The following is an 11,933-nucleotide window of genomic DNA, read 5'->3' on the forward strand; positions in this document are numbered from 1 at the left end:
CGCTTGCGAACCGCAATGGCGCCGTCGGGATTCCCGTCAGAATTCGCATGAGAGGCCGCGGTTGCTCCTGCCGCCGGCGTGGCCCCGAGCGTTGCGAATATCTTGGTCGCGGTGCTCAGCGATAGCCACCGCGAACCGGCCCGCACACTTTCCAGGCGCCATTTTCCAGCTTCACGAACAGGCTGTTCGAGCCGCCCAGGATCCGTCCGTTCTGATAGATCGGTGTCACGCTGCCATTGGCCGCCGCGATATTGCCTCCGACGCGAACGACCGAGCCTCGTGCACCCGAGGCGACCGTCTGAAAGCGCAAGCCGGAAAAGTCGAACCCATGGGATGCGCGTGCGACCAGATCCATGGATCCGGGGCTCGCAAACGACATGAGCAACATCGACATCTGTGCCTGGCTGCAGGCGAGCGGAGGGAGTGCGCGGGAGTCGCCAAGACGCAGGACGCGATACCAGTTCTTCACCGCTGCGCCGGCGCCATCAAGCGGACGGCTCGGCCAGGGCATGCTCATCGAAGCGACCGTCTGAAACAGCAGCGGGAGCCGTCCCGGTGCGTCGCGCAGGCTCGCCGCCATGCCCGCCACGTTGAGGTATCCGCCCACCGAAACCGCCGCATAGTCGGTTTCGAACCCGTTGCTCGTGTCGCTCGCGAAGAGATAGGTCACGCCGCCATAGGTGCGCCGGCCGAAGGTCGCGCCGCTTCCGCCCGGCATGGCCTGGACAAAACGCTGGAACAGCACGTCCGGCGACGCCGGCAATCGAACGCGTGCCTCCTCGACGACATACATCGGATCGAAGATCCGAACGACCACTTGCCCCGGCCGGCCGGTGAAGTCCTGTCCGGCCGGTTGCACCGCATAGTTTTCAATATAGCGGCTTGGCTGACGATCCGTCGCGATCACATTCCACCCTTGGGGATAGCGAAAGGCAATCGCGCCGGAATTCGATGTGAATGTCTGAAGAGGCTGACCCCAGGCAGGCTCAATCGCGAGCAGAGTCAGTAAAAGGCAAATGATCGAGCGCAACATGCGAATCCCCCAATACGCATCTGTGGTGCAGTATCCGGGTTATTCCGAGAAGTGGAAGCTATAATCGCCTGAGTCTTGCGACCATTTTGGTGCCGTGGGGCAGTCGATGGCAGTTGTCTTTTCTCTGAAGGGCGTGTGGTTGTCACAATTTCTACACATCCGTGGAAAGTACCTGATAGGGCTAGGGAAATGAGCCTGTGTGGTGCGATCGAATTCCTACAGCCCTTTGGACCTTCGTTCCATTACGGTTTGTTGAGCGGAGAGTATCAATCGACCGAGGCAGGTGAACTAGAGGTCATCGTCCCGCTCGATACTCCCTTCTCTGAGTGCCTGTATGAGAATGCGCTTGCTGGCTCGTTAGACATGGTAACGATCGGCGGACTACCGGAATATGCTGACGCGATCTGCTCGGGCGTAGAGCAGGTGAGCATAGGTGCTCGGCCATGTGGGGTTCTGAATATCACTTGTATGGCGCACGGTGAGATCGGCTCGGCACCCATCATGTTCAGCTCGCTCATGCGCGCGCTGATAATAGCTCTTTGTCGCTCGGATCAGCCTGCTTCGTTAGATGAGGCGATGGCTCTCTTAGCCGCCTAACCTAATGCTCTGTTGCCGCAGAGAGTGGAGGGGTCAAAGTTTGGAAGCTGGGCGCTGGACCTCGCGGCGAGGCGATAGAGCAAGCGCTAGGGCATAATCTTCCCTATTGGGTGTCTTCCTGGCAGTACCAGACCGGGACCCAGACGATCTCGAGCCAGTCGGCGAGCTATGATGCGCTCGGCCGGCTGACCTATTGGTCGGCGCTGGCCACCGCGACGCTGCCGGCGGCGTCGACCAGCTACGGATATGACGCCAATTCGAACATCCGGCGCAGCGTCGCGACGTTCCGGACGCTCGACCAATATGGCGCGCCCGGCCCGGCCGGCACCCAGGATTATTGGTATCGCTACGACGCGATGAACCGGGTGGTGACCGCCAAGGGTATCCTGTCCGGCGGCGCGATCGCGCGCGGCAGCCAGGGCGTCGACATCTATTACGATGTCGCCGGCCAGCGGACCCAGACGGTGACGCAATTCACCGGCTGGGCGACGACAAGCGTGGTGAGGGCGCCGGTCCTGGGTACGGCCTATGTCATCGACGCCGGCCTCACGGGCAACAAGGCTTCGCTCGGGCGGGGGCGGCGCTCTACACCGAAACCGTAGGTGAGATCCTGCTGACAAAGGGCGCCGGCAGAGTGGTGCGCGGCGTTCGCGCGGGTGTGGCCGTAGAGGGCAGCGCTGTTGAGTTTGCTGCGGGACAGCAGGCATTCACTGCTGATATTTCCAACGTAACTGGAAAGACAGCCATAGCTAGAAATCGCGCCATCAATGCAGTGATCAGCGAAGATCTTAGCGGTGTTCGCTTAACCCATGCTCCTGAATACAGCCCTTTCATTGGACATGGCGTCGTCATGAAGGGAACCGGCACTCAGATGGGAAAAGGTATTCGGTTCCAGGGCTGATTTGCGAAATACCATCGTACATGAGGAGCTTCACCATCGATGGCGGTCGCATGGGGTCTACGATCATCATCCGTTGGGTAGCGCAAAGGAAGCCAAGTTTTACAATACCATAGAACGCTACGAGTGGATGCGAGGGTGGTGACCATGAGCCAAGAAGTCAGAGTGCCGGCTGAAGAATGCCTTCATGGTGGGATCGCGCGCGTCGGTGAAACTGTCGTGTCAGGCCGCTTACGTTGGTATCGATCAACCTCGTGCCCGGATTGCGGAAATGTCGAAGAGGACGGTATCGGCATGCCGCCTGAGGAAGTAAGGAAACTAATTCTGAACGAAGGTGGGCATTGGGATGTTGTCGCGCAGGAGGCCAATGGCGCTGCGGCAATCAAGGTGGTGAAGGGCGCTCTTAATCTTTCAAACGTCGAAGCTGTCGAGCAACTGCGTCGTTTCCCAATTGTTTTTCGGGGCACTTTGACGGAAGCGGAATGGTTGCGAGAGAAGTTGTCCGCCTCATCTATCGAGGCATCGATAGTTAAGGCCGTAGGGTCCTAAGCTAAGGCTTTATGCCGACAGCTATACCAGCCAGTCCTATGCCTGGCGCGACGGCGCGCAGCAGACGCTGGTGCAGCTGACCAACCGCGACGGCACGAGCAGCTCGAGCTACAGCTATGACCGCGACGGGGCGCTGACCGGGGTCGCCATCAACGGCGGCACGCGCCCGGCAAGCGGCGAAAAAATGGTGGACGCACTAGGGCTCGAACCTAGGACCCGCTGATTAAGAGGGCATCCGTGAGCTTAAGGACTCTACAATCCGCAACCGCGTTTGCGCGTCCATCACCAAGGGTATGTCACAAATTCACCTACATGTAGCGGAGCCCGCTTCGCGCCCCTCATTGCTGTCGTTCAAACACAAGCTTAGCATTCCCAAAGGCGGTCGTTCGGTCGATCGTTGCGTTGATACTATGGGGAAAGCGATGCGGGATCTGCGAAGCCCCTATGCCTACAACGACTTCGAAATCGTCCAGGAATGTGAAGAGAGTAACCGTCATGGTGCGCGGTCGAGCTACTATATCGGTGGCGAAGAGTTCGTCTGGTCGAACCCCGAAAGCTGCTATCTGCGCGCCACCGACATGGACGACTGGGGCGAGGCAACCTACTCCGGGGGCGAGGTTCCCTATTCGATCGAGCATCCGACCCATACCCGCTTCCGCTGCCTCTATTGCAGTGAGCGAATGGCGCCAATCTTCACCTTTCACGAGGAGGGGTATGAAGAAGCCCTCGACCGCTTCTTCAGCACGCGCGTCATGCCGGAGAAGGATGGCTACGAGCGTACTGGTTACAATTGCTACGAATGCGGTTGGTGGCTGATAGACATCGCGTACACTGCCCCGTCAGATGACGATCTTGCTTGGGCGCTCAATGAATCGATCTTATGTTCAGGGGGTTCTGCGCCACTTCGATGTGAGCGCACCCGACGCGGCGCTCGAGGACCTCGTCTACTGGCTGAAACGGCACAATCAGAGCATTAGCGAAGTCGACCCGTTCCGCTTCGAAGACTTGATCGCTCAGTTTCTGAAAGAGCGGTTTGGGCCGACCCAGGTGCGAAAGGTCGGTGGACGGAAGGATATGGGTATCGACATGCTCGTAGCCCAAGCCGGCGATGACCCGCTTTTCGTACAAGTAAAGCGCCGCAGCAAACTGAATCGCTGCGAGTCGGTAGCCACTGTGCGGACCATGAACGGGGTGCTGCTGCGCGAGCGCTCGCCGTATGGGATGGTCATCACGACCTCCAAGTCCTTCTCACCCGATGCGATCCGCGAAGCCTACGCGGTCCGGAAGAACTATGTCGACGGTCCGTTTTCACGTCACAACATCGAGTTGGTCGATCTGCCCGGGGTTCTAGCAATGCTCGGTGAATCGGAACTCGACCGAGCCGCCTATCGCAATCACGAGTCCTACGTTGATTTCGAGAACTGGCGAAAAACGATGAGCTTGACGCTCCATCCACGGTTCCGCCGCCTTCGCTAACCCTTTCGCGCTGTGCTGCAAGGCAGGAGAGGCCAGCTTAAGCGCTACTGCTGCGAGAACAGGACCCATGTACCCCGTGTCTCGCCATCAGCGAAGCGGACAGTGAGTCTACTTCTCACGCTCGGTCACTCGAGAACTGTCCGTCCGGAAAGGCTCTAATTACGGTCATTTGGTTGCCTTGCGCCGTTCTCAAGGACCGCTATTCGTCCGAGTTGGCACCGGTGATACGAAGCTGAACGTTCTGAGCCCATTTAATCACTGAACAGAACTGGCGCTTATGCTCGACGAGCATTGTCACTTCTCCGCAGCGTAGAAATCCGAGCTGATTAGCGCGGGTCTTCCAAGTGCCGCATTTCGAGAGGCTGGCTATCATTCTGAGCGGCTGCCGCCTCTCGCTTCGCCCGACTAGATCCCCATCCACTATCGGACGCCGCCCACCGCGACGCCCTGCGGATCGATGAGGAGTTACAAAAATGGCAAGCACCATGGGAACCGCCGTCGTCACCGGTGCGTCGACAGGAATTGGCGCGATCTATGCGGATCGGCTCGCTGCCCAGGGCTATGACCTCGTCCTGGTCGCCCGTAATGCCGACAGGCTGGAGCAAGTGGCCAAGCATATCCGCAGCGGGACCGATCAGCAGGTCGACGTTTTTCCCGCGGATCTCACGGACGCGGCAGACCTTGCCAGTGTCGAGGACTTTCTGAGGAACACGCCGGATATCACGTTGCTCGTGAACAATGCCGGTCTGGGCGGCGCGCTTAAATTGGTCGATTCGGATGTCGAGCAGATGACGTCGATGATCTCGCTCAACGTCACCGCGCTGACACGGCTGGCCTATGCGATCGTGCCCCAATTCATCGCGCGCCGCTCGGGAACGATCATCAATATCGCATCCGTCATCGCCATCAGTCCCGAGACGCTCAATGGAGTCTATGGCGGCACCAAGGCGTTCGTCGTCGCCTTCAGCCAGAACCTCCGGCACGAGCTGGAGGGCTCAGGGGTCCATGTGCAGGTCGTTCTGCCGGGGGCGACCGCGACCGATTTCTGGGCCATCGCCGGCCACCCCGTGGAGCTGCTGCCGAGCGCCATGGTCATGAGCGGCGAGGACATGGTCGACGCGGCAATGGTCGGGCTCGGCCGTGGCGAGTTCATCACCATCCCGTCGCTTGAAGACGCGAATCTCTTCGACACCTACGAGACGGCGCGCCGGGCGATGGCCGGACAGCTCTCCAGTTCCACCCCGGCAACCCGCTACCGGGCCGGAGCCTGAGAACCCCTCTCATACAATGGGAGATCGAGACGGCGGCGGCTTCATCAACGGATCAGGCCGCGAAGCGTCGCGTGCTCGAAACCCGGGTCGGCGGCTCGCCGCCCGCCAAATGGCCAGGCACGCCGCTCTTCTCCCGATGTCCAACAATCAAAGCAAGGGAATGCGACCATGAATTCGGGGAACGACAAAGATAATCGCAAAATGGCCATGTCTCATGCCCATGGAGCGCCCACGGCCGACAATCTCAACATCATGACTGCCGGTCCGCGCGGCCCCGCATTGCTGCAGGACATCTGGCTGATCGAGAAACTGGCCCATTTCGACCGCGAAGTCATTCCGGAGCGCCGCATGCACGCCAAGGGCTGGGGTGCCTATGGCAAATTCACGGTGACGCATGACATCACCCGTTTCACCAAGGCGAATCTGTTTTCGAAGGTAGGCCAGGAAACGCCGCTCTTCGTGCGGTTCTCGACGGTCGCCGGCGAGCGCGGCGCGGCGGACGCCGAGCGCGACATCCGCGGCTTCGCGATCAAGTTCTACACCGAGGAGGGAAACTGGGATCTGGTCGGGAACAACACGCCGGTCTTCTTCTTCCGCGATCCGCTGCGCTTCCCCGACCTCAATCACGCGGTCAAGCGCGACCCGCGCACGGGCCTGCGGTCTGCCGATAACAACTGGGACTTCTGGTCGCTGCTTCCCGAGGCCCTGCATCAGGTGACGATCGTCATGTCGGACCGCGGCATGCCGCGCACGTTCCGGCACATGCACGGCTTTGGCAGCCACACTTTCTCGATGATCAACGCCGCCAATGAGCGCGTCTGGGTGAAGTTCCACTTCCGCACGCAGCAGGGCATCGAGAATCTCACCGACGGAGAAGCTGCGGCGCTGGTCGCGGGCGATCGCGAGACCAGTGGTCGCGATCTGCTCGACGCGATCGACGGGGGCGACTTCCCGCGCTGGACGCTGTTCATCCAGGTGATGACCGATGCACAGGCGAAGGCGCACAAGCACAATCCGTTCGATCTGACCAAGGTCTGGCCGAAGGGGGAATATCCCCTGATCGAAGTCGGCGTGATGGAGCTCAACCGCTATCCGGACAATTACTTCGCCGAAGTCGAACAGGCGGCCTTCTCGCCATCCAACGTGGTGCCGGGGATCAGTTTCTCGCCTGACAAGATGCTGCAGGCCCGCCTGTTCTCCTATCCCGACGCGCAGCGATACCGTCTCGGCGTCAATCACCACCATATCCCGGTGAACGCGCCGCGGTGCCCTTATCATAGTTATCATCGCGATGGCGCGATGCGCACGGACGGCAATCTTGGCGCGACGCCCAGCTACTGGCCGAACAGCAAGGGCGAATGGATCGACCATGAGCCTGCCTTGCGGGAGCCGGCGCTCCCCCTCGAAGGAGAGGCCGCCCACTACGATCACCGGATTGACGACGATCATTACGAGCAGCCGGGCAACCTCTTCCGATTGATGACCGCGGACGAGAAGCAGCGCCTCTTCGAGAACACGGCCCGCTCACTCGGCGACGCACGATCCGAGGTGAAGCAACGCCATATCGAGAACTGCCGCAAAGCCGATCCCGACTATGGTGCTGGCGTCGCGGAGGCCGTTGCCCGGCTCTCCTCCGGCGGCACCAAATCGGCCTAGTCGCAATGTCGTGGCGACGCCGGTCCTTCCCAAAGCGCGCCGTGCAGAGCGGCGTAGGGGGGGCGACCGGCGTCGCCTTCTTCTCTCTCCGAATTTCGGGCCAGCCGCGAGATGAAGCCCGGCACGCCCTCGCATTCCCCCACTCAGCATCATCGGGAGTAAGGATCATGCACGCGTATCAGGTTGTTGAATTCGGCACGCCAATTGTCCGCAATGACGTGATCGACCCGACTCCAACGGGGACCGAAGTCGTGGTTGACGTGGTCGCTTGCGGGCTGTGTCACTCCGACGCTCATTTCCATGAGGGGCATCTCGGTCTCGGCGGCGACGCCCGGCTCCCGGTGGATATGATCGGAATCCGCCTGCCGACTTCGCTGGGTCATGAGATCTTCGGCCGGATTGCGAGCTTTGGTCCCGATGCGGGCCTTTCCGAAGAGGATGTCGGTCGACCGGTCGTGGTCTATCCCTGGATCGGCTGCGGCACCTGCGAAGCCTGTCTGGCGGAGCGCGACAATGAATGCCCGAACCCGCGCTCGATCGGCCTGCAGGTGTCCGGGGGGCATGCGGAAAAGGTGGTCGTCCGCGAGCCCAAATATCTGGTGCCCGCCGATGGCCTGGATGAGGATTACGCGGGCATCTTCGCCTGCTGCGGCCTTACGGCCTACGCCGCTCTCGCCAAGCTGCCGCGTCGTGACGGCTGGATCGGTATCATCGGTGCAGGCGGCGTCGGAACCATGGCGCTTTCCATCGAGAAAGGCCTGGAGAACACCAAGGTCGCGGTGTTCGACATCAACCCCGCGAAGCTCATCGCCGCTGCCAACGATTTCGGCGCGGACAGAACGGTGAACAGCAAGGAAGAAGGCGCCGCCGATGCCATCAAGCAGGAGACGGGCGGCTTTATTGGCGTGCTGGACTTCGTCGGCTCCCAGCAAACGGCTGACTTGGGTATCTCGCTGCTCCGTAACGGCGGCACCTATGTCGGCGTCGGGCTGTTCGGTGGCGAGGTTCGTTTGCCCCTCGCCGTCCTCGCGTCCCGCCAGCTCAACCTGCAGGGGTCCTATTGCGGCTCGCCGGCGGAGTTGAGGGCGCTTGTCGAGCACGCCAAGGCAGGCCGGATCAAGCCGATCCCCACGCGGGTCGCGCCTATCGACACGATCAATCAGGGTCTGGCGGAGCTGCGCGGCGGCAAGATCGAAGGACGCCTGGTCCATCGTCACGCGGGCCCGCATTCGTAGACCATAGCGGGTGCGTCCGCTTCAGAGGCGGGCGCGCCCTTCTCGAGACCAAAGGACTAGCCATGGCAGCCAAACGGCCCACTTGGCGCTTCATCGGCATTTGCCTGCTCGGAGCAGCCAGTGCCGTCGCCTGGTGCTTCAGCGACATTCCCGTCGGCAATCCGGCCGACGGGGCGACCCCAAGCTCGGTCCAACCGGCCAATGCGGCGGCGTTATCAGTGTCACCGATCAATGCGCTGATCGCCGGCGATCAATGGCTGGGCGGTCGCGCTCCAGTCCCGCAGTCGCTTCGCGGAAAGGTGATCCTCGTCAATTTCTGGACCTATTCGTGCATCAATTCGCTCCGGCCACTGCCGTATCTTCGCGACTGGGCACGCAAGTACAAAGATGACGGCCTGGTCGTGATCGGCGTGCACACGCCCGAATTCGGCTTCGAAAAGGACGTTGCGAAAGTACGGCGCGCCGTGGCCGAACTCGGCATCTCCTATCCGGTCAAGCTCGACAGCGCCTACGCGACATGGACGAGGTTCGGCAATGATGGCTGGCCCGGTTTCTACATTATCGACGCGCGGCGACGCATCCGCGATCATCACATCGGCGAGGGCGGCTATGAAGCTTCCGAGCGGCTGATCCAGCAATTGTTGTCGGAAAGGAATGGAGCGCCCGTCAAGGCCGGGCTTACCGGCGACCTCGGTACCGGGATCGAAGCGTCGCCCGATTGGGCAAGCCTAGGCTCGCCCGAAACCTATATCGGCTATCGGCAGGCGCACCGTCTCGCCGCCCCGCAGCGCATCGAGGCCGATGGCTCGAAGCACTATGAACCGTCGGCGGCGATCGCATCAAATGAATGGAATTTCATCGGAAACTGGACGGTAGGGGCGGAGTCCGCTCGCACGGATGCACCATCGGCGGGCATCCGATACCGCTTCCGGGCGCGGGACCTTCACATGGTGCTGGGCGCGCGCGCCGACGGCAAGCCGGTCCGTTTCCGGGTCACGCTCGACGGCCGACCGCCCGCGGCCGATCACGGCGTTGATGTCGACGCCGAGGGCTTCGGCAGAGTGACGGAAGACCGGCTCTACCAGCTCGTGCGTCAATCCGCCTCCGTGAGAGATGCAACCTTCGAGATACGATTCCTCGACGCGGGCGCGCGCGCCTACACGTTCACCTTTGGCTAGGGCCCTTCGGCCGCGAAGGTCGGAAAAGATGCGCAATACCAAAAAGGTTGGGCGCCCAAGGCCAATGATCTTGGACCGAGCAGCCCGCGATTTCTAGATATCGTTCAGCGGCGCAGATCCCACCACCCCGGGGGAAGCCGTCGCTCCGGTCCGCGCCCCCAGCGCTTCCCCCCGCCTCTGGAGGCGCGGACCGCCCCAAAATGAGCGCCGGCGGAACGCTCGTGCAGGATTGGTGATGAACTGCCTGGGCCCCTTGCCCTGACCGTACCGCCTCATCCTGGGCGCGTGCCGGCGCACCGAGCCGACGAACCATGAGAGGAGTTTGCCAAATGTCGCTTCTGGACGACGTGATCGACGCGCATGGCGGCCTTGGCCGGCGCAAGGCATTTGAACGGGTCGAGGCTGGTGCTGTTACCACCGGAGGCCTGTTTCCCCTCAAGGGGTTTCCCACCGACACCACGCGCAGGTGGATGACGGTCTGGCTTCACGAACAGCGCGCGTCGGTGACGCCATTTGGCGCTCCCGATCAACGGACTGCCTTCACGGCCGATCGCGTGGCGGTCGAGAAGCTCGACGGCGCGATCGTCGCCGAAGATCGTGACCTCCCATATCTTTTCGCCGGACATGGGCTCAACACGCAGTGGGGGCCGCTTCAGCGTGCCTATTTCAACGGCTATGCGATGTGGCTCTATCTCAACTCGCCCTTTGCGCTGGCAGCGAAAGGCGTCGAGGTTCAGGAGATCGATCCGTGGATCGAGGGCGATGAGGAATGGCGCGTGTTGCGGGCCTTTTTCCCGGGTACCATCGTCACCCACAGTCGGCAGCAGGAATTCTATTTCGACCGTGCGCTCAATCTGCGGCGTCACGATTATCGCGTGGATATCGCTGGCGGCTTGCCGTCTGCGCAGATGATCGGCGATTATGTCGAAGTCCAAGGGCTGCGCGTTCCGACCAAGCGACGCGCCTATGTTCGCGGACCCGACGGCCAGCCGGTGACCGATCTGCTGATGGTCGCGATCGATCTCGATGACGTGAGATATTTCTAGGAAGCCGGCCGCTCTTCCCGCCGCTGCGGTACGGTGCCCGCCGGCCGACGAAATCAACTGGAGGTAGCATGGATCGCCTTGATGCGATGGAAGTCTTCCTGGCCGTCGTCGACGCCGGCAGCCTTTCAGCGGGAAGCCGCAAGCTGGGTGCGCCGCTTCCCAGCGTCAGCCGAAAGGTCGCGGAGCTCGAGCGCTTCTTGGGCACTCGTCTGCTCATTCGGACCAGCAGGAATGTGCAGCTGACCCCTGCGGGCCGCGACTATGTCGATGCGGCCCGGCAGATCGTCGTACAGCTCAACGAGGCCGAGCGTCGGGCGTCCGGCGAATATGAAGTACCGAGAGGCAGATTGACGGTAACAACCCCGCTGGCGTTCGGACAATTGTGCATGCTGCCGCTGGCGTTCGACTTTCTGGCCGAACATCCCGAAGTCGACATCAATGTGCTCGCGGTGGATCGCGTGGTTCAACTTCTCGACGAGCAGGTGGATGTCGGCCTCCGGCTGGGAGAACTCGCCGACAGTTCGCTTTACGCGACCAAGGTGGGTAGCTTTCGTTTCCTGACCTGCGCCAGTCCCGCTTATCTGGAGCGAAAGGGATATCCGTCCACTCCAGATGATCTGCGCAACCACGACGCGGCGATTTGCACCACCACTGAAGAGGCCGCCTGGACCTATGAACGAGACGGTCAGCCCATACAGCTGACGCCGATTAGCCGCTTCCGCGTCAATTCCAATCCAGGCGCGGTCGCGGCAGCGGTCGGAGGGATCGGGATCGCTCGCGTGCCGAGCTACATGGTCTTGAACGAGTTGCGGACGGGCGCGCTCGTGTCCATTCTCGATGAGCATGACAGCCGGAGATACCCGGTGCATCTGGTCTATGCCCGCCAGGGTCTGCTTCCGGTGAAGCTGCGGGTCTTCCTGGACTGGATGGCGCCACGGTTGCGGGACATGCTGCAGGAGATCGAAGATCTCCTGCCTGCGCTAAGCGCCTGAGC

The 11,933-nt window shown here is 61.5% G+C and carries 14 protein-coding genes; 13 read left to right on the forward strand and 1 reads right to left on the reverse strand.

Going from position 1 to position 11,933, the window contains the following annotated elements:
• Positions 1-115: 115 nt before the first annotated feature.
• Positions 116-1,033: a hypothetical protein gene (locus tag FHR20_RS05605; protein WP_167298586.1), complete on the reverse strand. Its 918-nt coding sequence runs from the start codon at positions 1,031-1,033 to the stop codon at positions 116-118.
• Between the two features lie 707 nt (positions 1,034-1,740).
• On the opposite strand from FHR20_RS05605, the gene FHR20_RS23140 reads away from it, so the two are divergent.
• The 13 genes from FHR20_RS23140 (at position 1,741) to FHR20_RS05670 (ending at position 11,931) form a co-directional block, all read left to right on the forward strand.
• On the forward strand, positions 1,741-2,232 hold the full coding sequence (locus FHR20_RS23140) for a hypothetical protein (protein ID WP_167298587.1): 492 nt from the start codon (positions 1,741-1,743) through the stop codon (positions 2,230-2,232).
• Between the two features lie 32 nt (positions 2,233-2,264).
• Entirely contained in the window at positions 2,265-2,531 is a 267-nt protein-coding gene (locus FHR20_RS23145) for a hypothetical protein (protein WP_167298588.1), read from the forward strand.
• Position 2,532: 1 nt separating this feature from the next.
• Positions 2,533-2,673: a hypothetical protein gene (locus FHR20_RS23210; protein ID WP_167298589.1), complete on the forward strand. Its 141-nt coding sequence runs from the start codon at positions 2,533-2,535 to the stop codon at positions 2,671-2,673.
• Between the two features lie 2 nt (positions 2,674-2,675).
• Complete coding sequence (locus FHR20_RS05625) at positions 2,676-3,077, forward strand: hypothetical protein (protein WP_167298590.1); 402 nt, start codon at positions 2,676-2,678, stop codon at positions 3,075-3,077.
• A gap of 70 nt (positions 3,078-3,147) precedes the next feature.
• The gene (locus FHR20_RS05630; protein WP_167298591.1) at positions 3,148-3,300 is read left to right on the forward strand and encodes a hypothetical protein; all 153 of its coding nucleotides are present in this window, start codon (positions 3,148-3,150) and stop codon (positions 3,298-3,300) included.
• A 199-nt stretch (positions 3,301-3,499) separates the two neighbouring features.
• Positions 3,500-4,054 carry a hypothetical protein gene (locus tag FHR20_RS05635; RefSeq protein WP_167298592.1) on the forward strand — a complete coding sequence of 185 codons (555 nt, stop codon included), beginning with the start codon at positions 3,500-3,502 and terminating at the stop codon, positions 4,052-4,054.
• On the forward strand, positions 3,987-4,553 hold the full coding sequence (locus FHR20_RS05640) for a restriction endonuclease (protein WP_167298593.1): 567 nt from the start codon (positions 3,987-3,989) through the stop codon (positions 4,551-4,553). Before FHR20_RS05635 ends, FHR20_RS05640 begins: the two co-directional genes overlap by 68 nt.
• 473 nt (positions 4,554-5,026) lie before the next feature.
• Positions 5,027-5,824, forward strand: coding sequence for an SDR family NAD(P)-dependent oxidoreductase (locus FHR20_RS05645; RefSeq protein ID WP_167298594.1), 798 nt, complete (start codon positions 5,027-5,029; stop codon positions 5,822-5,824).
• Positions 5,825-6,025: 201 nt separating this feature from the next.
• Positions 6,026-7,480, forward strand: a complete 1,455-nt coding sequence (locus FHR20_RS05650; RefSeq protein WP_208413415.1) for a catalase — start codon at positions 6,026-6,028, stop codon at positions 7,478-7,480.
• A gap of 167 nt (positions 7,481-7,647) precedes the next feature.
• Positions 7,648-8,715 carry a zinc-binding dehydrogenase gene (locus tag FHR20_RS05655; protein WP_167298595.1) on the forward strand — a complete coding sequence of 356 codons (1,068 nt, stop codon included), beginning with the start codon at positions 7,648-7,650 and terminating at the stop codon, positions 8,713-8,715.
• Between the two features lie 62 nt (positions 8,716-8,777).
• Positions 8,778-9,893, forward strand: a complete 1,116-nt coding sequence (locus tag FHR20_RS05660) for a redoxin family protein (protein ID WP_167298596.1) — start codon at positions 8,778-8,780, stop codon at positions 9,891-9,893.
• A 329-nt stretch (positions 9,894-10,222) separates the two neighbouring features.
• Positions 10,223-10,939 carry a hypothetical protein gene (locus FHR20_RS05665; RefSeq protein WP_167298597.1) on the forward strand — a complete coding sequence of 239 codons (717 nt, stop codon included), beginning with the start codon at positions 10,223-10,225 and terminating at the stop codon, positions 10,937-10,939.
• A gap of 68 nt (positions 10,940-11,007) precedes the next feature.
• A complete protein-coding gene (locus FHR20_RS05670) occupies positions 11,008-11,931 on the forward strand; it encodes a LysR family transcriptional regulator (protein ID WP_167298598.1) in 924 nt (307 codons plus the stop codon).
• The last annotated feature ends 2 nt before the right edge of the window (positions 11,932-11,933 follow it).

Source organism: Sphingomonas leidyi (assembly GCF_011761945.1).
In the GTDB taxonomy this organism is placed as follows: Bacteria; Pseudomonadota; Alphaproteobacteria; order Sphingomonadales; family Sphingomonadaceae; genus Sphingomonas; species Sphingomonas leidyi.

Coding starts and splice junctions, on each gene's coding strand:
- FHR20_RS05635 (WP_167298592.1), top strand. CDS start 3,500: ATGCGGGATCTGCGAAGCCCCTATGCCTACAACGACTTCGAAATCGTC.
- FHR20_RS05650 (WP_208413415.1), top strand. CDS start 6,026: ATGGCCATGTCTCATGCCCATGGAGCGCCCACGGCCGACAATCTCAAC.
- FHR20_RS05670 (WP_167298598.1), top strand. CDS start 11,008: ATGGATCGCCTTGATGCGATGGAAGTCTTCCTGGCCGTCGTCGACGCC.
- FHR20_RS05665 (WP_167298597.1), top strand. CDS start 10,223: ATGTCGCTTCTGGACGACGTGATCGACGCGCATGGCGGCCTTGGCCGG.
- FHR20_RS05605 (WP_167298586.1), bottom strand. CDS start 1,033: ATGTTGCGCTCGATCATTTGCCTTTTACTGACTCTGCTCGCGATTGAG.
- FHR20_RS05625 (WP_167298590.1), top strand. CDS start 2,676: ATGAGCCAAGAAGTCAGAGTGCCGGCTGAAGAATGCCTTCATGGTGGG.
- FHR20_RS05655 (WP_167298595.1), top strand. CDS start 7,648: ATGCACGCGTATCAGGTTGTTGAATTCGGCACGCCAATTGTCCGCAAT.
- FHR20_RS05645 (WP_167298594.1), top strand. CDS start 5,027: ATGGCAAGCACCATGGGAACCGCCGTCGTCACCGGTGCGTCGACAGGA.
- FHR20_RS05660 (WP_167298596.1), top strand. CDS start 8,778: ATGGCAGCCAAACGGCCCACTTGGCGCTTCATCGGCATTTGCCTGCTC.